Source organism: Agarivorans sp. Alg241-V36 (genome assembly GCF_900537085.1).
Classification (GTDB): Bacteria; Pseudomonadota; Gammaproteobacteria; order Enterobacterales; family Celerinatantimonadaceae; genus Agarivorans.
Window position 1 is genome coordinate 165,399 of the sequence record NZ_UNRE01000002.1, and the last position, 20,053, is coordinate 185,451.

Below are 20,053 nucleotides of genomic sequence, written 5' to 3' on the forward strand. Positions count from 1 at the left end.
GCCATTACTGGATAAAATGCCAAAGAGTTTGGCATTTGGGGAGGGCGGAGCGACTCAGAGTTGCGGCTAAATGGTGTTCGTCTAGTTACTGTAACTACTAATGTTTACCTCTGCGGCCCTATCTCGCAGTGGTATAAGTGCTTGGTAAGTGGGTGAATAGTACCAATGCTCAAGTTGCTCAGTGCTGCTAAATTCAATCACAACGCTTTGCTCAAACTGGCTACAACCTGCTAATTGCTTGTGCCATTGCCCACGCAGCAATACCTTGGCTTTATAGGGGGCTAAAGACTCGCCAACACCCTTCACATATTGCTGCCAAAGCTCTTGGTTTTTGATCTTTACTTGTCCCAATAAAAACGCTGCCATACTGCCTCAAAACGTGTTTCCTATATTGCTTTTAAAGCTAGTCTTAATATGCTCACTTGGAAACCGATAAATTATTCGACATAACGCGTAATGGTCTTTTCCTGAAGCGCTTGTATACTTTTGATATGAGTGAAGAAAATTTAGCACTAGTTTTAGCCGGCCCGATCCTAAGACAAATCAGCACCACTAAGCTGAGCATGTGGATTGCCACGTCGCAAACCATAGAGCTGCAACTTAGCTTACAGCCTGAGGGCCAGTCGCCACTATTATTTGACCATCAGCAAATCATGCAAACTAGCCAATGCATGTGCGCTGGTGAGCGACTTTATTACTATTTAATTGAGCTAGAACTAGAGCCAAGCTTGCCTGTGGATACTTGGGTTACTTACGATTTAGGCCTAATTAAGGCCGGTGAATCAGCGCCCTTAGCCTGGCGGGATTGGGCGCCAGAACTGGTGTATCCACCGCGCAGCTTACCGGGTTTTGTGGTACCTAATAAGGTCAAGCAAATGCTGCACGGCTCGTGTCGTAAACCGCACTTTGCCAGTGGCGATGGTTTGGTTAGAGCGGATGCTTGGTTAGCCGAACAAGAGTTAGAGAGCTGGCCCAGTTTGCTAATGCTAAGTGGCGACCAAGTATATGCCGACGATGTTGCCACTCCCATGTTGGTGGCTATTCACCAGTTAATTGCCCGCTTAGGCTTGGCTAATGAGCCTTTCCAAGAGAGTAAACTAGCGGCTAGCGAGCCACTTCATGCGCAAGGGCACTACTTGTCACGCCAAGAGCTATTACCCAAAGAGGGAGTAGAACTGGCTGCTAATAAAGCTTTGTTTAGTGCGGTGAAAAAACCTATTTTCACCTCTGATCATGCTAACAATCATTTGATCTCGTTGGCCGAAATGCTCGCCATGTACTTGTTGGTGTGGTCACCTAGCGCTTGGTCCAAGCTGGATATGAGCCCGCCCGAAGACCTAAGCTTGGAGCAATTGGATGAGTTTGTTAAGCAGCGCGAAACCCTACAAGGTTTTGTTGAGGGCTTAGCTAAAGTGCAGCGCCTAATGGCGCACTTGCCTTGCGCGATGATGTTTGATGACCACGACGTAACCGACGATTGGAATTTAACTGCAGCTTGGGAGCAAAGCGCTTACGGCCATCCCTTTTCTAAACGGATTATTGGCAATGCCTTAGTCGCTTACTTTTTATGCCAAGGCTGGGGCAATGCACCAGATAACTTTTCAGCGAAGTTGTTGGGCGAACTGCAAGCTAGCTTGTTGGCCCCCGGTAGCCAGCAACACTTAGATTTAATCGATACCCTACTTAGCTACCCCCAGTGGCATTACCATTGGGATACCGAGCCTAAATTATTAGTATTGGATACTCGAACCCATCGTTGGCGCTCGGAGCGCAATCTTAATTCCCCTTCGGGCTTAATGGATTGGGAAGCGCTTACCGATTTACAGCAGCAATTGATTGGCCTTGATGCAGTGATATTGGTTTCACCCGCACCAATGTTTGGGGTGAAGCTGATAGAGGTGATTCAACGGCTATTTACCTTGGCAGGAAAGCCATTGCTGGTGGATGCAGAGAACTGGATGGCGCACCCTGGCTCGGCTAACGCTTTATTAAACTTATTTCGCCACCCCAAAACGCCGCAGCATTTTGTGATTTTATCTGGTGATGTGCATTACTCATTTGCTTATCAAATTCAGCTACGTGGCAGAGAAGGTGGCCCCGACATTTGGCAAATTACCAGCAGTGGCATAAAAAACCAGTTTCCCGAAGGCTTGCTGGATGCCCTTGACCGGATCAATCGCTGGCTATATTCACCTCGCTCACCACTTAATTGGTTTACTCGCCGCAGACGAATGCGAATTGTGCCTCATCGACCAGAAAATGCTGCTCGTGGAGAACGTTTATTAAATGCTTCTGGTATTGGTTTGCTTAAGCTAAATAGCGATGGCTCTCCCAAGGCTGTGCTGCAATTAACCGCCAAAGGCGAGGCAATAGCCTTTGAAATGTCTGAGCAAGATGCACGCTGGGAATAAAAGTTTTTGTAACTGATTCATTTTTATTGAAAATAAATTGCGTGTTCCTTGGTCTAGTTAAACAGGCAGTATTTTTAAGTTAGTAAAAGGCGGACTATGCAACACACCAAGGCCACAATGTTTATCCTAAGCATGCAACATGCTTGGGTAAAAGTTGGCTGGCTGTTGCTGCTAATTTTAGCTTTGCTGGGCTTGCCCAAACTTAACTTGCAGCCAAGTATTCAAGCCTACTTTTCTAAAACTGACCCAGAACTTATTGCTCTAAACAAATTTGAACAGCAATTTGGTGCTGCTACTAATCTTCAGCTTTTGCTTACTAGCGCTAAAGGCTGGGATAGTCCAAATCAACAAGCTTTACTACAAAGTGTGAGTCAGCGGTTACTTCTGCTTAACGGAGTTGAAGCCCTTAGCCCAAGCACCGCTTTAGCCCTACAATCTGCTTTACCTCCCACACTGGCAAAGCAGGTAGTAAGCGATGATGCTTTAAGTGTATTGCTTAGTCTGAATGTAGCGCCAACTATTGCTGAACAAGCCAAACAAGTGCCAGAGCTGTTCTCTCAGCTTGATAATGTATTGCTAGCCTTTGCTGCCGAAGGTATTTCTTACCAATACGCTGGAGAGCTAGCTTTAAGTCAGCAATACCTTAAGGTTTTAAAGCATGATTTAAGCTGGTTTGCTCCAGCGCTGGTGCTCAGCTTTGCCTTGCTATTCACCTTGGTTATTCGCAATATGCGGTGGTTAGCCGCCATGGCCAGTTGTGCCTTGTTTAGTTTGCTGCTTACCTTGGGTTTAAGTGGCTGGCTGGGTTTGAAACTGGCGGCAATTAGTGCGTTTATTCCCTTGGTGATTATTAGTTTAATTATGGCTTATTGCAGCCATTTGTATTTTGCATGGCGAGAACAACTAGCCGCTAGCAATGATAGTTATCAAGCAATATTTCGCGCTTTAGAGCATAAGTTTTCACCGTTACTTTGGGGCGCGTTAACCACCGCAGCTGGCTTCTTATTATTGACGCTAAGCCCCTCACCACCAATTGCGGATTTTGGTTTAATGGTGGCGTTTGCAGTGCTGATTAATGGCTTGGCCTGTTGCTCCTTGCTGCCCTGGTGGCTAAAAGGCATGGCGAGTTCGGAAAAAGTTAGCTCAACACAAAACGCTAAATTAGTGAATTTTACCTATTTGCTTAAGTATCGAAGCGGTATTTTGCTTGTGGCACTATTTGTGAGTTTGGCCTCGGGGTGGGCGGTAAATCAGCTGCGTTTTGACGATGATCCTTTAAGCTACTTTGCAGCGGATAATGACTTCTCGGTGAGTAGAGACAAGTTACAGCAACAGTTTTTAGGCTTGCACACCTTACGTTATCAACTGAGCGATCAAAGCGATGAGCCCTTGGCTCGCTCAGAGCCACTAACTCGCTTATTAAGCTACTTGAACCAGCAGGCTGAAGTTCGCCAAGTAAACAGTAAACATGACTGGTTAGATTGGTTTGAACAAGATCCTACTGCAATGATGAGTATGTCTGCGGTGCAGCAAAGCGGGCTTGATTTAGCTAAACAGGCGGAGTTACTCACGGTGTGGTTACAGCCTTTAAGTAACCGCCAGCTTATAGAATTTGAACAACGCGTTGCCCAGTGGGCTGCCAGTGAGCAAATTCAACTGTCTCCGGCCTATAGCAGCAACCTTATTTTTGCTAAGTTTAACCAAGCTAATGGCCAAGCAATGCTGCTGTCTTTTAGCTTAGCTTTTTTGTTGGTGGCGGTGGTGGTGCTCGTGTTAAAGCGCAGTGGCTACCTAATGCTTCTCGCGCTAGCGGCTAACGCCATTCCACTATTATGGGTATTTGCTGCATGGCAACTATTTGGCCAACACTTGAGCCTAGGTAGTGCGGTGGTGATGGGCATGATGCTTGGCATTATTGTCGATGACAGTTTACACATTTTGCTTAAAGTTGATCCCATTCGTGGCGGCGCCCAACTGCAGCAAGGCATGGCTAGCATTACGCCGGCCTTATTGCTCACCTCTGGAGCGCTGATTATCGGCTTCGCTCTCGCTTATCTATCGGATTTTCTGCCGATTCAGCAAATGGGCCTACTCTCGGCATTAACTTTATTATTAGCTTTGTTGGTGGATCTATTGATATTGCCTTTGTGTTTACCAGGCGCTAAGCGCTCCCAAGCAGCCAAACTAAGGGGGCAATCATGAAACGTCATCCCATGGGTAGGTGTTTTGCTGCTAAGTTGGCGACCCCTACTTTAAATCAACAACACCCTATAGCCAGTTGGGCGAAGCAGTATGCCGGCTCACCCATTGAGTTTTCTTCCCAGCATACCGAGGCCTTATCCTTGTTAATGCCGCTGCTGTTATGTGGAGAGCAATCTGCCCAGTTGGTTTTTCAGCAACAAGCTCTGCAATTAGCTCAGCATCAACCCGCTGACTCGGTGTTAGCTTTAAACGAAGTAGAAGCCGATGAAGCTTGGCATGATGAAGCCTTGCAACTGGTATTCTCGCAATTACCTGAGCTTAGCGGCCAGCACCAAGTACGCCGCGCTGCTCAGCGCTTTTATAGCGGGCTTGGGCGCAGCCTTAGCTTGCAACAACAGTTTGTGCGGATTGCCAGTTTAGATGCCTGTGTTACTCAGCTGATGCAACTTATTGAGCGCGGCAGTATTGGCAGTCGTCATCCTTTTTCTTTGCTGTGTGGCTTAATCAAAAAAGATGAAGCCAAACATGTGTATGTAAGCAAGCACTTTGCTCAGCATCTAGGCGCTAGCGTGCATGAAATGGCTGAAGAGCGCTTGTGGGTGCTAAGCGCATTAATGACACTACTAAAACAACAAGCTAGTCAGTTTGAATTAATTGGCGTTGATTTAGACAAATTAGAAAAGAAATTGGAGCTTAAATGGCAGTAAAGTTTGCAAGTCATTCACTAAACTTATTAGCCGCTAATTGGTACGTGCCGCATCAACCAGTTAGTAATGAGCAGCTCTTAGGTTTTATGTCTGAGCAATGTGGCTGGCGGATGGCGCGTAAAGCCAAAATTATTGCTAAGCGCTTAGGCGTAGAACAGCGTTTTTTAAGTCGCAGTTTTGCTCAGTCGCGCAGCCAAGCTTCTCCCACAGGTGTGGCTATGGCTAAGCAAGTACTGCAGCAGTGTTTACAGCAATCGGGTGTAGAGGTGAATCAACTTGGCTATTTGCTCAGCCATACTTGTACGCCGCATACTCAGGTTCCGCCCAATGCGGCGTGGTTGGCCGATGAGCTGGCTTATCACGGGGCTTATGCTGAACTTCGCCAAGCGTGTACAGGTTTTGCCAATGGCCTGCAGCTGGCTAGCGCGCTTTGTGCTGCAGACCAAGCACCAGTGGCTATTGTGGGCAGCGAAACAGGCTCGGTATATTTCGATTTAGACAAGGGCTTTGTTGATCAGCAGCAGTTGGTTAACTTTGTGCAAATGGGCGACGGTTGCGGTGGAGTGATAGTTGGTCCAGCAACTCAGCCGCAAAAGGTGATAAAAGACATCTATTTGGGGCAAATTGGCCACAACAAAGCTCCGGGGTTTTACTTAGATGCTGGCGCTGATAGTGTGGGTGAGGGCAATATGGCGCGTTTTCATCATAATATTACCCAGGTAAAAGAAACCGGCTCGCAGCTGTTTGAACTGGGCCTAGAAGCGGTATTGTCGCGTGGCTATCAACTTAGTGATTTTCGTTATATTTTGCCTCACCAAGCCAATGGTCATATCGACAAGCTACTGAGCAAAGCGCTTAACTATCCCAAAGAGCAGATCATTAATGACGCAAAACTATTTGGTAACCTAGGTTCAGCGGCTATTTGGTTAAGCTTTGCCCGTTTACTCGAACACTGTCCCTTAGAGCCCGGCGATCAAGTGTTGGTGCTTGGGGCAGAGGCGACCAAATACCTATATGGCGGTTTTGTTTATCAACACTAGTGCGCTTGCGCTAATTGTTACTGTGAGCTAGTGCAGTACTAGTGGTGTTTTTCTGCCAGTAAAAAGCTCACTCTTTCATTCTGTTTCACTCTCTTTTGAAGTGCTTCTATCTTTGCCAATTTACCTCAATCTCACCGCTAGATTACTCTTTACTAAGGGTAAGATTAAGCATTGAGAGAATGCATTAATTTTACGGTATTTGAGGGTGGGCAGAGTATGCAAGTAGCAGGAAAATGGGCTTTAGTGACTGGGGCGAGTCGAGGAGTTGGATTACGCGTTGCCAAAGCATTAGCAGCTAAAGGTGCCAAGGTGATAGTGCATAGCCGAAGTGTAAGTGCATCGCAAAAAGTGGTGGATGAAATTACCCGCCACCAAGGTTTTGCTGTTGCCGTCGAGGCTGAGTTATCTAATCCACAAGCGGTGGCAAGCTTAGTGGAGCAAGCCAATCAACTAAGCGGCCATTCTTTAGCGGTGTTATATAACAATGCTGCAATAATGACACCTTGGCGAGAGGATGCGGTGGTTCCAGCTGAGGATTACGCCTTAAGTTTTCAAGTTAACTGCATTGCACCGGCAGCCTTGTGTGATGCCTTTTTGCCGCAAATGAAGCAGCAAGGTGAGGGGCGGATTGTTAATGTTACCTCTGGCATTGCCGACCAAGCTCAGCTTATGGCGTATAGCTGTTCTAAAGCTGCCTTAGATCGTTATGTTCGCGATATGCTTCCCAGTTTAGCGGGCAGCGGTGTTTTGATGAACTTAATGGATCCTGGCTGGTTGCAGACTGACCTAGGCGGAGAGCAAGCGCCTAATCATCCCGACTCGGTAATACCGGGCGCTTTAGTCCCGGCATTACTAGAAGATAACGCAGGCAGTGGCCAGCTCTATTGCGCCCAAGACTACAGCTAAGTTCAAACCCCAAGTGTTGGCGGTAGGTGGCCTCGGCCAGTTTTTTCTTTGCTGGCCATTATCAACATATACACGCTGGTGCTAGCCAGTACCAAAGCGATATATAAGGGCAGCTTAAATGCCAAGCTTTGAGCCGAGCCTGCCAACAAAGGACCGCAAATTGAGCCGATGCTGTAGCTAATTAGCATTAGCTCGGTGATGGCGACAATTTTCTCCGCTGGCACATTTACACAAGCTTGAGATATCGCGATTGGGTAAATAGAAAATGCCGCCGCCCCCAATATAAACAAGCTTAACCACATGGCTAACCAAGTGTTAGCCATGGCTATCGCCAATGCCGCTAGTACACCAATAGCTGCAGCAAAAGCTTGTAGCAAGGTTTTGTTTAAACGTGCCGATAAATAGCTACTTAAGGGCTGCACCAACATTCCGCCTAGTACTAAACTCGCCATTAATACACCTACTTTGTTGCCCCACTGAGTGTAATTACTCAAGTAGCTAGGCATTAGTCCATAAATAGGCCCCAGCACCAAACCCGAGACAACACAGCCAATAAAAGCGGGCTTACTTAAGCTTGAAAGCTCTTTGATAGACACAGCGCTATGCAAAACCTGTTGGGGTTTAGCTGTGCGAGTAAACAGTGGCGCCAAAATGGCTAAAGCCAGTAAAGTCGCGATGCTGATAAATGGCACTGAACCTACAATTCCTATTGGCTCAATCAGCAATTGGCCAACTGCGCTGCCGGCGTAAAGGGTTAGCATGTATATGCCCAAACGAGCAGCGCGTTGTTTGTCGTCATTCACTAGCAATAACCATGATTCAACCACCACAAAAATACCTGCGGTTGCTGCACCAGCCACAAGACGCAAAGCTAGCCATGCACCTGCATAGGGAAGCATGAACATTAGTAATACTGTGGCGAGCAATACTAATAAGCAAATAATGAAGGCCATCCGATGGCCAATGACTGCGATTAAGCGTTGTGCTTGTAGGGCGCCAAGTAACAAACCTGTGTAGTACGCACTTGCCAACCATGCGCTTAACGACAGTGGTAGAGCTAAGGCAGTTAAGGCCAGTGGTAATAGGCTCATGAGGTAGCCTGAGGCTACCGCAAAAAGCGCTAATCCTAACAGCGGGCTAAGGATCCCTGAGTTTGGAGCTTGTACAGAATTGTTAAACATGACTCACCTACAAACACGATTAATAGACAGTGCTTTAACCAAAGCCGCGCGATAATGTCAGTAATTGTTGTTGCGGTGAAACAAACGTTTTTTGTGGTAACGATAAGAATGTTTTCGATGGCCAGGCTAAGTGAGTTTCATTGTTTAAATAATTGATTATTATAAATAAGTGTCGTTTTAATAGATGATTTCTAATTAGATGAAATAGATTGACGGAAAAATAGTTTTCTTGCACATTTAGCAGGCGAAAGTAGCACTACATCGCTGACTTTTTCGCACCATATAGCCTGTCATATTTTTAGCTAAATTAGGTTAATAGCAATGAGATACTCTAGATTTGATGATATTGATGAGTGGGAAGACGAAGACAAAGCTGCTCATATTAAGCATTTCAAAAAGACCAAAAATACTTCTCGTACTCGACGACGTATTGATGAATATCATGAACGAAAGCAACTGGCTTCGTTTTTATCGGAGTTCAGTACATTTTCTTAAAAGTGAATAACTGCTAGACAAGTAAGCTAGGTAATCCAAGTGCCTAGGGTATGTTGAACTTTCCGGCTGATTTTGCCGTGGCTAAAATGATTTTTACTCGAAGAATTTAACCACTAAAGGTTAACAGACCACTATAAAAAAACGCCACTGCTTGAGTGGCGTTTTTTGTTTGGATTTAGGCGTCGTCTGCGGCGAGTTGCTTGGCTAAAGTAAAGGCTTCGATTTCTTCACCTACTAAGTTTTCATCCAAATCTATTGCCACTAATACCTTGTCTTCATCTAGGCTTGGTAGCCACTCTTCAAAAAACTCTTCAAGCTTTACTGCAACAGGCTGATAGCTGGCCCAATCTTCAATACATAGTGCTTGTGCATTGGCCTGCTTAGAAAATAGCGGCATTACATCAGTGGCTTCAAATTCGATGGAATCTACCACTACAAATTCATCATCGGCGCTGAGCACCCAAAGCTCTCCTGCTGCAATTACTGCTTGGCTAAAGGCTGATAGATTGGTTTCTGAAGTAGACATGTGTTGCTCCGTAGTTGTTAGCTCGCGATAGTTGCGCATATTGAACTTATACGCAAGTAATATAGCCTAAAGGTGTCATATAGGAAGTGCTAATAAACGACTTGAGTATGAAGGTTTAGTGAAGGGAAGCTTAGGTATCTTGGTATTTTTTGTGTGAGCAATAAGTGGGGAATTGTGTTGAATTAAGTGTGTAATAAAGTTGCAATTAGATGGAAAATCCATGGGCTAAGCCACTTAGAATGTGGCTTAGCAAATTAGTTTGTTATTTGGTTTTACGGCGGCTTGCTGCGAAGCCTAATAAACCAAGGCCTAACATTAATACGCTAGTAGGCTCAGATACCTGGCTAGGCAGTACTTGTGTTTGGTTAGCGATAGTCATATCGTCAAATCCAAAAATGTCAGTAGAGTTCGTATTGCCGAAAGTGATTTTGGTGAAAGGGTTCAGTGTATCGATAATACCCCAGTAAAGTAGGGTGCCATTTGGAGCGTTAGTTGAATTGTCAACAGTATAGCTAGTAGATGTACCACCTAAAAAATCCAGTGTGATTTGTCCGCCAAAATCACCGATATCAGTGCCGTAGAAGCCAAAAGCAGAAATTGCTTGTGAGAATTCAATAGTGAAGTTTTGATTTGTTTCCCAATACTGAGAGCCTGAAGTTGCGAAGCGACCGGCGCCTCCATTATCAATATCGCCTGATCCAGATAAGGTTGCTGTTCCTGCTACACCAAAATCAGCGGTTAGCGGGCCATTGGTACCTGTAGCGAATGACTCAAAATCTTCTGTTCCTGCGCCTACTAGTGATGCAAAAAAGCTATCTTTAGCAGCGCTACTGTTTGCAGTACTCGTGCCGGGGTTAAGATCTTCCCCAAAAAAGATAACGCTAGCGTTGGCCGATGCCGAAAGTCCTAGGAGGATAGAAGAAATTAGTACTTTTTTCATGCAGTTATACCCTTGTTTGCTATTGATTAAAAAGTTAATCGCCTGGTAAGCACTTTTCATACCAAAATATTATATGCATAAAATTCAATGGTTTGTGTTTTCCTGCGGGGGCTTTGAGTCAGAAAGTGTAAAAGAAACAAACACCTAGATGTAATTAATTAAACTGTCAAAAATATTAAGATTTGAATACTTAAGAACATATTATTATTTAGTACTCAGGCATTTGGCTTAGTAAATTATCGTTAGAACCTAGGTTTATTGATGTTTTGTCTGGCAAATACACGAGCTACTGATGCACTAGCCATAGTGCCAAAAGCGCTTACTTCAGCTCTAACAAGTAGCCTACCTTATGGCTAAGCAATTAAAGCAATTACAAGGTGCTTTGCCACAAAGTTGCCCGGTCTAGTTGAAGATTTAAAGAGATCAAAATGGTCAGCGGTAATAGCTTAGAGTCATACACAAAAATAAAATGTCTCATGTAGGCAAGTTTTTAGCCGAGCGGATAAAGACAATTGGCGAAGAGCTAAAAACTACCCAAAATAGGTTTAAATCAGCGTTTCTTGCTATTAGCACCCAAAGCCCTTTTCCGTGCCTTCTTCTTTTGGGCTGAACGAGAATTGCGTTTGTTAGAAGGTGCGGGTTGGCTTAAGTCGGGCTCAAAGCCAGGATACCATTGCTGAGGTAATCGGCGATCTAGCTGGGCTTCTAAGTCGTGCAGTAAGTGTTCGTCGTCAACACTCAATAAAGTGATGGCAATACCACTTTCTCCGGCGCGCCCGGTGCGGCCAATGCGATGAGTATAGTCTTCGCTTTTGTAGGGCAGCTCTAGATTAATAACGCAGGCCAGTTTGCTCACATCAATGCCGCGAGCCGCTACATCGGTGGCAACCAGCAGCTTTGTCTCTGCTGTTTTAAAGCTTGCTAAGCTTTGCTCGCGTGCGCTTTGACTTAAATCACCGTGCAGAGCCGAAGCATTAATCCCTTGTTGAGTTAGCTGTTTTACCAGTTTATCGACACCTTGTTTGGTGCGACAAAATACCAGAGCTTGTTGCCACTGGGCTTGCTTAATGATTTGGCAAAGCAAGGCGGCTTTTTTATCTTGGTCAACATTGTAAACGCGCTCTTCAATTGTTACTGCCTTGCTATTGGCTTTAGCAACTTCAAGTTGTTTGGCTTGGTTTAACCAAGGTTTAGCAAAGCGATAGATACTGGCATCTAAGGTCGCCGAGAACAGTATGGTTTGGCGCCGTTGCGGTAAGTGCTTTAGCAAGGCGCTTAATTCATCTTTAAAACCAAGGTCCAGCATGCGATCGGCTTCGTCTAACACCAAATACTGTAAGTGCTTTAAGTCACAAGAACCGCGAGTTAAGTGATCTAACATTCGACCCGGCGTAGCCACCACTATATTGCAAGGCTGCTTAAGTGCTAGCTGTTGTTTGTTTATGTTCACCCCTCCATACACTAAGGCAAAGTTAAGCCCACTGCCTTTGGCGTAGCTTTCTAGGTTTTGGTGAACTTGCTGAGCCAGTTCACGGGTGGGGGTAATAATCAGCGCTTGGATGTGTTTAGCCCCCTCTTGCTGGCTAATGTTTTGCAAAATGGGTAAGCAAAACGCAGCGGTTTTGCCAGTACCTGTTTGTGCACAGGCCATTAAATCGTGGCCAGCCAATGCTAGAGGAATGGCTTGCTGTTGAATCTCGCTAGCTTGCTGGTAGCCCAAAGCGGCAAGATTACTGAGTAGATGAGAGTTGAGTTGCAGTTGGCTAAATTTCATGGTGTTGGCTAACAAGCTGATAGTGGCTGAACTCAGTATACCTAATCGTATCCATTGCTACTGTCTTTTGTTTTAATTGGCTTTTTTGTCATTTAAAGCCCTAGCTGAGTTAACGCGAATGTTGCCAATTGAGACTACACTTTAACTACATCTAGCCAGAGGGTTAGCAAACGAATAGTGAAGGATCCTTATGTTGCTCAAGTGGCTGGTCTTGTTGGTTATCTCTTTAAGCTTAAGTTGTGTGGCCGAGCCGCTTAGAGTGTCTTTACTATTAACGCCAAAGCAGCGTGATAGCTTTCATCATGTGTTCGAGGCCTTTACTCAAGAGACTGGCATCCACATTCAATCGATTATTCGCAATGACGAAGATTATAAGATAGAGATAGAAGATTGGTTGCAAGGGGGAGAGCACTCCCCAGATGTACTGCATTGGCAAGCTTCAGAGCGTTTATTTCAGTTTTCTCGTCAAGGGTTAGTGAGGCCAATTAACCATATATGGGATGAGCTAAAACTTAGCCAAAGTTTTGCCCGCTTACAAAGCGGAGTCAGTGAAAATGGGCAGGTTTACGCTTTACCTTTTGCCTATTATCACTGGGGAATTTTTTACCGTAAATCGCTAATAGAAAAACACGGTGGGCCACAGCGATTTTGGGAAGACTTTGTTCGTCAGTGTGAGAAGCTTAAGCAAGCTGGCATTACGCCCATAGGAATTGGCACCAAAAACTATTGGCCGGCCGCGGCTTGGTTTGACCATCTCAACCTTAGAATTAATGATTTAAGTTTTCATCAACAAGTATTGCGTGGTGAGGTGTCTTTTTATGATCCTCGATTAAGCCAAGTATACGAGCAGTGGGCCTCATTGATTAAGCAGGGTTTCTTTAATGCCGATCACCATGATTACGCTTGGGATGAAATACTGCCTATTTTTTATCGAGAGCGAGTAGCGTTTTTGTTGTTAGGCAATTTTGTTGCCACCAAGTGGCCAGCCAAACTGGAAGACGATATTGGTTTTATGCCATTCCCCGTGTTGTATGACTTACCAACCTACGAAGTGGCCCCTACCGATGTATTTATGATTGCTCAGCGCACTAAGAAAGTCGCTCAGGCAGAAGTGTTTGTAAAATTCATGGCAAGGCCCGAGGTACAAGCCCAGCTAGCCGAGGGGCTAGGGTATATTCCAGCTTCTACCCTATCTGAAGTGAGTGGCAATAGCTTGGTGGTAGAGGGGGCTAGCATGTTAAAAGAATCCATCGCGGTGTCGCAGTACTTTGATCGCGATACCATTCCTGCATTTGAGCGAGTTGCGGTAAAAGCATTTACTCAGTTTTTAGAGGATGCGGATATCGCGCGCTTAAAGCGTGATTTAGAGCAAGCTAGGCAGTTTGCATTTAAGCCCTCTTCAAGCCTCAAAACGACTGCTCCGTAAACAAATCTTTCCGCGTTTCTTCTTGGATTTTTATCTTTGAGTGCTTTAATTTTGACTTTGTGTTGCTGTAGCCTGTTGGCGACTTTTTGAGAAAGCCTCAAAGGAATCATAGGCTTAATAGTAGTTAAAAGGGATTTTTTGCTAATGAGAGTCGTTTTATTGCTAGCGCTTTGCTTATTGCTAAATACCGCAACGGCAGAGTCAAGATCGACTTGGCGCGTAGCCTATTCGACAAAGCAGCATTTGTTAAGTCACGATGTGATGAACCTATTGGTTAAAGAAGCGCGGGTAGAAAGTATTAACTGTTACTTACCCTTTGCCAGGCGTTTGCGCAGTTTGCAGACGGGCCAGGTGGACATAACCGCGGGTTTAATAAAAACCAAACAGCGCGAACAAGATATTTACTTCCTAGAACCTGCGTACTTAAACACTGCTCGGCATTATTTCGTTATGCGTAAAAGCGAATTAAGAAGCTTGAATCAGTATTCAGATCTCTACCCAATGCGGGTGGGCGTTAAGCTTGGTGCCAAACACTTCGAGCGTTTCGATCAAGATCCTAAACTTTATAAAGTGAAGTTAAACAATCAAAGTGAATGCTTGAATATGCTCGAGCGAAAGCGGGTAGATGTATGCTTAGCGGGCGAAACTGGACGCCACAAAGCCTTGAATTCCACCACGTGGGCTGGAAAATTTAAAATTGCCAAGTTTGAAGTGCCTTACGATAGCAAGGTTTATATAGGCATCTCCCGTCAATCAAGTTTGTACCCTAAGCGAGCAAAGCTAGAGCACTTGCTTAACTATCTGCAACACTCTGGAAAGCTAAGCGCAACAATAGAAAACTACTATCACTCTCAACAGATCCCGGTTCCTGTAATGACCAACTGATGTCTTGCTCTGTAATAAGTGCATGAGCTGGCTCACAAAATTACCGCTTCTCTCTGTTTTTAAACAACAATTCTAGAGAAAATCATCAATAAGTAGTTTGGTATTACAAATGTTGGTATGGGAAGGCCAATGCAGGGATTAATCCAACAAAGATTGGAATAGATCTAACCTGATTTATTTGTGTTATAAGATTACTTATTTTGCGGCCTAGGGATACAAATAACAGGCGGCAGTTTGCTATTGATATAAGACGGTACGGTAAACAAAAAATAAGGAAATTGAACATGTTAAAACGAGTGTTGTCGGTACTCTGCGGGTGTGTATGCTCACTGGTTATGAGTCAAGCCGCTGTGGCCAAAGTCATTGTGATTAACCCTGATTTTGAGCAGGGTTGGTATGGCTGGAAAAAATCCGGTTCAGCGGCCATTTCTGGAGAAGGACGCGATGATGAATCATCGGCAAAAACTACCGGTGAAGGCGGTCGTTTTGAGCAAGAAGTACAAGTAAAACCTAACACCAATTATACCTTGGCTGTATTTCTAAAAGGTTCGGGGAAAATAGGTGCAACGGTAACAACAGAAGCCACCGAAGAACAAAAGCTAATTAACAAGTTTCAAGAGTTCTCCATTCAAACTTATGCTAACGATGATTACCACGGTGATTGGGAAATTATAGAAGTTGATTTCAACAGCGGAATTGGCGACAAGGTAATCATATTTGGGGCTTATGAAGATGGCGGCAAAGGACGTTTTGACCGCTTTCGAGTAAAGCGCAAGCGTGATTAGTCGGTTCGACTGTTTTTAACAGCCTTATTTGTTCACACGCGTCGCTTAGCGGCGCTTTAAGCTACCATCGTTACTCGGTGTTGGGTTAGGGCGCCAAACATTACGCAAGCGCTGTAAGATGTGCTCGGGGATGTCTTTTGAGCACTCTAGGTTTATTTGACGACCTCGGCGCATACCGTAGATTTTGCCTTTAATGGCTTGGGCACTGCGCTGTACTAGCTTAATCTCTCGAATAAAATACTCTGGCACCTGGCCTTTGCTTACTTCTACTCGAATTCCATCTACTTTAATTACAAATTGTGCACTTATTGCTTTTAACATCTTCACCTACTGCGGCTAACTAACCCGTCTAGTTAGATTCTTAATCATAAAATAATACGTGCTTATTTGCTATTTGGCTTAACTCAGTGAGCAAAACTGTAACTTGCTACGTTTACAAAACGTGAGCACGATAGCGCTTCAAGAAAAAGGCTTGCTCTGACTCATTCAAGTTCACCGCGTAGCCAAATTGCTTAGTAAGTGCATCGTTACTACCTTTAAAGCTCTCTTGTTAAAAACTTAGGCTAATGAATATGGATAATTTTATACCTGCTAAGTCATCTATTTGGTTCGCTTTGCTCGCCGCTGTACTTTTTGCTCCGCTTTCTTGGGCGCAAACAAAGGCTCCAGAAGGCGCTAGTGTTTATATTATTTCACCGGCAGATGGCGCTGTGGTGAGCAGTCCGTTTACCGTTAGTTTTGGCTTGAAAGGAATGGGCGTTGCGCCTGCAGGAACCGATAACGCCAAAACCGGTCATCATCATTTGCTGATTGATGTGGCTGAACTTCCTGCCCTTGATATGCCAGTGCCTGCCGATGAACAACACTTACACTTTGGTGGCGGGCAAACCGAAACCAGTATCGAGTTGGCACCGGGTGAACATACCTTACAATTATTGCTAGGCGACATGACCCACATTCCTCACTCGCCGCCAATAATGTCTGAGAAAATTACCATTACCGTGAAATAAGCTTGTTACTGTTTAATTATTCAAGCACAGTGCTAAATAAAACAGGGGCTTAGCTAGGTTGTGCTGCTCTTTTAAGCTGATTTTTGCAGCAGTTTTTGGCTTATCTACACATGGCAGAGGCTTTAATGTGCAGCTAGCCAGCATGAGAAGCCGATAAGGCAGTAGAAATGAGTCACAAAGGCTGCCCTAGGGGTTAGGCTCACAGAGTTTTACGCTTTGTGAAGGAGTATTTGCTTAGAATAACTAAGCTGCATACTCCTTGCCGCGCCTTAACGATTTTCTCTCGAACAACATTTAACAGTGAAAGGTCAGCAGACCCTCAGGAGTGAGCATTAAAATTCTCAGTTTAAACTTACTCAATTACTTAGCTCCCCCGTATGCGGCTTACGAATTTGATAATATTTTGGATTCGCAGCAATGGCAGCAAAAGCAAACTTGGTTAAGCAGCTTAATCAGCTTAGCCGATGCCGATGTGATGGCGTTTCAAGAAGTGTTTAGTGCCGAGGCGCTAGCCGAGCAATGTAAAAGCCTTGGCTACCCTTATTTTCTGTCCACTCCCAGTAGCTTGGACGAATCTAGTTATGTATATCGTAAGCCCGGTTTAGCGCTAGCTAGTAAATATCCACTGCGCAGTGGAGCTCTATATAATCCAGCCCATTTAGACATCTTTAGTCGCGCGCCCTTAGTGGCAAAAGTCAAGTTGCCAGAAATTGGTTGGATTAAAACCTATGTGGTGCACCTTAAATCCAAACGGCCTATGTTGGATGAAGATCTAGTAGGCGAGCCTAGTGACATTGATGAATACATGGGGCGTTGGCAATCTGATACTTTGCGAGCGAAAGAAGTCAGTTTATTGATGCAGGATATTTTGAGTTGCCGCAAACATACACTTGAAGCGGTTATGGTGATGGGAGATTTTAATGACGATATATCCCAAGGCGCGCTGAGTCATATATTTGATCTTCCTTTAGCCCAGCACGATGAGGTTGAACAAGCTTGGCGGATGCATGACAGCTTTGCACTGAGCCAAACTAATCAGCAGCGTGCAGCTACTCATTATTGGGGCGGGCAGGGCAGTGTTCTCGATTACATTTTGTTGTCAGGTGAGTTCTCAAACGATTATCAGCAGCAAATGGCCGAAGTGGTGGCTTACCACTGTTTCGACCGCCACCTCACTCATGCCGATTATGCAATAGATAGTCAAGCCAGCGATCATGCAGCTGTGATGATTGAACTTAAAGCGTGGGCTTAATGCTCTAGTCGATAAGGTTCGAACAGCTGCTGTAAGTGTACTTATGGCCTTCAGTCGGCTGGCCATAAGTACTCCCGCCAGGTTTACCAAGAATCAGCAATACAGTAATGAGAGGGGGCTGTTGCTAAGTGTATAGTCAAGACTCTGAGCATGACCATGCGGCTGTGATGGTTGAGCTTAAAGCGTGGGCTTAATACGTGGGCTTAATGCGCTAGTCGATAAGGCTCGAACAGCTGCTGTAAGTTTACCTTGGCTTTTAGTCGGCTGGCCAACAAGTACATTCCGCCTATTTTTCGGTGAATCAGCAATACATCAATCGGTGGGGTGTGCCAGTAGTCATGCTCATAACTAAGCGCCATGCCTGCTTCACGCAACTCTTTAGCTAAGGGGGAAGATGCAAAGTCATAGGTACCAGAGTGTTTTAGCGGTTGTATCACCAACGCTAACATACTGTGCAGTGTGACAATTTGCCGCTCGGTACTGTCGGGTTTTACAAAGCCTAATTGTTCAAGCGCTGCTAAATCGAGAGTAAATGGCTCAGCCAAAGCGCGACTCAGAAGCTGGCGATACGCTTGGCTAATTTGTTGAGGAATTTGCCGCGTAGCGCCAAAGTCTAGCAGTACAATTTTGTTTGATTGCGCCGAGTAAAGGTAGTTAGCAAAATTGGGATCGGTTTGCATTAAGCCAAACTCAAATAACTCCATCATCAACAAACTAAACAGCTTATGCATCACCTCGTCGCGCAGCGCTTGAGGCTGCTGTTGCAGTTGATCGATGGCTTCACCTTCATGATGGCTCATGGTCAGAATGTTGCTGGTGCTTAGGTGGCTAAATAACTCGGGTATTTCAAACTCATTATGCTTGGCTAACTTAGTTTGATATTGGCGAAGGTACTCTGCTTCTTGCAAGTAATCAGCTTCTTGGTGAAGTTGTAGCTTGGCATCTTGGAGGATGTGTTGATAGTCAAATTGCTTAGGCAATACTCCGCTAATGTTCAGTAAGCTAACTACATTGTCCACGTCGCTGTCGATACTACCTTTCACACCGGGGTACTGAATTTTAATCGCTACTCGTTGCTGTTTGTCGAGATAGGCACTGTGCACCTGGCCAATGGAAGCGGCTGCAATGGGTTGCAAAGAAAACTGCTGAAATTGCTGCTGCCAGTTGTCGCCCCATTCATTGAGCAGTACTTGGCTAAGCTGGCCGATTGGCATGGGATCAGCGTCAGCGCGTAAACGAGCCAATAACTCGCTGACCTCTTTGGGTAACATGTCTCCGGCGTCCATCGACATTAGCTGACCGACTTTCATGGCGGCGCCACGAAGTTTAGCTAATTGGTCGGCGACCCGTTTAACGTTATTAGGGGTTAGCAAAACTTCATTTAGTTTTGGCCGTTTACCCGCCGCGAGCTGAGCCGCACCTTCTGCCAGCATGCCACCTGCTACGCGAGACGCTAGAGAGCCCAGCTTGGTCAATCGGGCTAGCCGAGAGCTTGGTACTTTAGAGGCTTTGTTTCTGTCTGAGTTGCTAATGAGGAGTTATCCCAAGACCTGCTATTGGTAATTAAGCTTACGCTGAAAACACCGTTAAGGATCTACATTTTGGTTTTAGTCGCATCCCGCAGCTTAACCCTTTTCTCATAATGCATATCAATGCAATAGGAATAATATTCCATATATTCAAAGACTTAATTTTGTTTTGGTGAGTTGGAATACTGATTGCTTTAACTTAGTTAAATCGTGTTATTAGCAATTTGCAAGAGAGGCTTTATGAGAACGTTATTGATGTTGATATGTTGCTTACCTTTGATAAGCCAAGCCGGAATTATCAGCAACGGCAGTTTTGAACAAAATGATGTTCGCTATGGCGGATGGGGCTATTTTTCCAGTAATGATGTCGAGGGCTGGCAAGGCCATAACATCGAAATCTGGGATCACTTATTTAACTTAGAAGCTGCTCATGGGCAACAGTTTATTGAGCTAAACGCCCACTGTTCTGGGAAAGGAGCTAAGGCTTGCCAAGCCGGTAACTACCACATCTATCAAGATTTTGTCACCGAGCCGGGCGCACAATATCGCTTTGGTTTGGCCTACCGTGCCCGCACCAACAAAGCAGAGGCATTTACCGTGAGTATCCAAGACAGCAGTGGTAATCAGGTGTTCGAACAGCTTATCGATGACCATGATAAATCTACTTGGCAAAGCTTTTCCGGTGACTTTGTAGCGACAGACTCATTATCCAGACTTCGTTTCGATTCAATGATAAATGGTTCGTTGGGTAACCTAATCGACAATGTTTACGTAGAAGCGATTCCTGTGAGTGGCTTTAGTGCGGCGGTTTTTTCGGTATCAGAACCCGTGACGATTGTATTGCTCATTTTTGCACTGGCCTTGCTTATTATTACTAGAAAACCAAAAGAGTAATAATCTAGGTTTGGCGAGTGCCTTGTCTTGCGGTGAAGCTTGGCGTTGAGCAATCTAATGATGTGAAAAAGGGGAGGCTAATGCCTCCCC

19 protein-coding genes are annotated in these 20,053 nt (G+C 45.0%); 12 read left to right on the forward strand and 7 right to left on the reverse strand.

The genetic code is table 11. The features are described from left to right. Positions 1–81: 81 nt before the first annotated feature. The gene (locus G6R11_RS05215; RefSeq protein WP_163132036.1) at positions 82–366 is read right to left on the reverse strand and encodes a DUF1330 domain-containing protein; all 285 of its coding nucleotides are present in this window, start codon (positions 364–366) and stop codon (positions 82–84) included. Positions 367–491: 125 nt separating this feature from the next. Between G6R11_RS05215 and G6R11_RS05220 the strand changes: the two genes are divergently transcribed. From G6R11_RS05220 to G6R11_RS05240, 5 genes are all read left to right on the forward strand, one after another. Further along, positions 492–2,411 (forward strand): alkaline phosphatase D family protein, encoded by a 1,920-nt coding sequence (locus G6R11_RS05220; protein WP_163132037.1) that lies wholly within the window; start codon positions 492–494, stop codon positions 2,409–2,411. A 96-nt stretch (positions 2,412–2,507) separates the two neighbouring features. Continuing rightward, positions 2,508–4,613: an MMPL family transporter gene (locus tag G6R11_RS05225; RefSeq protein ID WP_163132038.1), complete on the forward strand. Its 2,106-nt coding sequence runs from the start codon at positions 2,508–2,510 to the stop codon at positions 4,611–4,613. Continuing rightward, complete coding sequence (locus tag G6R11_RS05230; RefSeq protein WP_163132039.1) at positions 4,610–5,320, forward strand: hypothetical protein; 711 nt, start codon at positions 4,610–4,612, stop codon at positions 5,318–5,320. Before G6R11_RS05225 ends, G6R11_RS05230 begins: the two co-directional genes overlap by 4 nt. Continuing rightward, positions 5,311–6,360 (forward strand): 3-oxoacyl-ACP synthase III family protein, encoded by a 1,050-nt coding sequence (locus tag G6R11_RS05235; protein ID WP_163132040.1) that lies wholly within the window; start codon positions 5,311–5,313, stop codon positions 6,358–6,360. Before G6R11_RS05230 ends, G6R11_RS05235 begins: the two co-directional genes overlap by 10 nt. Before the next feature lie 216 nt (positions 6,361–6,576). Next, positions 6,577–7,266, forward strand: a complete 690-nt coding sequence (locus G6R11_RS05240) for an SDR family oxidoreductase (protein ID WP_163132041.1) — start codon at positions 6,577–6,579, stop codon at positions 7,264–7,266. Between the two features lie 2 nt (positions 7,267–7,268). On the opposite strand, the gene G6R11_RS05245 is transcribed toward G6R11_RS05240, so the two are convergent. Beyond that, on the reverse strand, positions 7,269–8,447 hold the full coding sequence (locus tag G6R11_RS05245) for an MFS transporter (protein WP_163132042.1): 1,179 nt from the start codon (positions 8,445–8,447) through the stop codon (positions 7,269–7,271). A gap of 321 nt (positions 8,448–8,768) precedes the next feature. Here G6R11_RS05245 and G6R11_RS21685 point away from each other — a divergent pair, with 321 nt between their 5' ends. Further along, positions 8,769–8,942, forward strand: coding sequence for a PA3496 family putative envelope integrity protein (locus G6R11_RS21685; RefSeq protein WP_205472611.1), 174 nt, complete (start codon positions 8,769–8,771; stop codon positions 8,940–8,942). A 175-nt stretch (positions 8,943–9,117) separates the two neighbouring features. Here G6R11_RS21685 and G6R11_RS05250 read toward each other — a convergent pair whose 3' ends face one another. The 3 genes from G6R11_RS05250 to G6R11_RS05260 all read right to left on the reverse strand — a co-directional run bounded on the left by G6R11_RS05250 (position 9,118) and on the right by G6R11_RS05260 (position 12,182). Continuing rightward, a complete protein-coding gene (locus G6R11_RS05250; protein ID WP_016400438.1) occupies positions 9,118–9,468 on the reverse strand; it encodes a DUF2750 domain-containing protein in 351 nt (116 codons plus the stop codon). 262 nt (positions 9,469–9,730) lie between these two features. Beyond that, entirely contained in the window at positions 9,731–10,408 is a 678-nt protein-coding gene (locus tag G6R11_RS05255; RefSeq protein WP_163132043.1) for a PEP-CTERM sorting domain-containing protein, read from the reverse strand. Positions 10,409–10,958: 550 nt separating this feature from the next. Then, positions 10,959–12,182: a DEAD/DEAH box helicase gene (locus G6R11_RS05260; protein WP_163132044.1), complete on the reverse strand. Its 1,224-nt coding sequence runs from the start codon at positions 12,180–12,182 to the stop codon at positions 10,959–10,961. A gap of 190 nt (positions 12,183–12,372) precedes the next feature. Between G6R11_RS05260 and G6R11_RS05265 the strand changes: the two genes are divergently transcribed. The 3 genes from G6R11_RS05265 (at position 12,373) to G6R11_RS05275 (ending at position 15,278) form a co-directional block, all read left to right on the forward strand. After that, the gene (locus G6R11_RS05265; protein ID WP_163132045.1) at positions 12,373–13,608 is read left to right on the forward strand and encodes an ABC transporter substrate-binding protein; all 1,236 of its coding nucleotides are present in this window, start codon (positions 12,373–12,375) and stop codon (positions 13,606–13,608) included. 144 nt (positions 13,609–13,752) lie between these two features. Next, positions 13,753–14,493 (forward strand): ABC transporter substrate-binding protein, encoded by a 741-nt coding sequence (locus G6R11_RS05270; protein ID WP_163132046.1) that lies wholly within the window; start codon positions 13,753–13,755, stop codon positions 14,491–14,493. A gap of 284 nt (positions 14,494–14,777) precedes the next feature. Further along, positions 14,778–15,278: a carbohydrate binding domain-containing protein gene (locus G6R11_RS05275; RefSeq protein ID WP_163132047.1), complete on the forward strand. Its 501-nt coding sequence runs from the start codon at positions 14,778–14,780 to the stop codon at positions 15,276–15,278. Positions 15,279–15,323: 45 nt separating this feature from the next. On the opposite strand, the gene G6R11_RS05280 is transcribed toward G6R11_RS05275, so the two are convergent. Next, entirely contained in the window at positions 15,324–15,599 is a 276-nt protein-coding gene (locus tag G6R11_RS05280) for a DUF3634 family protein (RefSeq protein ID WP_152780180.1), read from the reverse strand. A gap of 251 nt (positions 15,600–15,850) precedes the next feature. Between G6R11_RS05280 and G6R11_RS05285 the strand changes: the two genes are divergently transcribed. Together G6R11_RS05285 and G6R11_RS05290 are read left to right on the forward strand one after the other, a co-directional pair. After that, positions 15,851–16,288 carry a DUF4399 domain-containing protein gene (locus G6R11_RS05285; RefSeq protein WP_163132048.1) on the forward strand — a complete coding sequence of 146 codons (438 nt, stop codon included), beginning with the start codon at positions 15,851–15,853 and terminating at the stop codon, positions 16,286–16,288. Positions 16,289–16,613: 325 nt separating this feature from the next. Continuing rightward, positions 16,614–17,540: an endonuclease/exonuclease/phosphatase family protein gene (locus tag G6R11_RS05290; RefSeq protein ID WP_163132049.1), complete on the forward strand. Its 927-nt coding sequence runs from the start codon at positions 16,614–16,616 to the stop codon at positions 17,538–17,540. A 203-nt stretch (positions 17,541–17,743) separates the two neighbouring features. Here the strand turns inward: G6R11_RS05290 and G6R11_RS05295 are convergent, their stop codons facing one another. Then, positions 17,744–19,015 carry an ABC1 kinase family protein gene (locus G6R11_RS05295; RefSeq protein ID WP_370525641.1) on the reverse strand — a complete coding sequence of 424 codons (1,272 nt, stop codon included), beginning with the start codon at positions 19,013–19,015 and terminating at the stop codon, positions 17,744–17,746. 294 nt (positions 19,016–19,309) lie between these two features. Here G6R11_RS05295 and G6R11_RS05300 point away from each other — a divergent pair, with 294 nt between their 5' ends. Next, positions 19,310–19,963: a DUF642 domain-containing protein gene (locus tag G6R11_RS05300; RefSeq protein ID WP_163132050.1), complete on the forward strand. Its 654-nt coding sequence runs from the start codon at positions 19,310–19,312 to the stop codon at positions 19,961–19,963. The last annotated feature ends 90 nt before the right edge of the window (positions 19,964–20,053 follow it).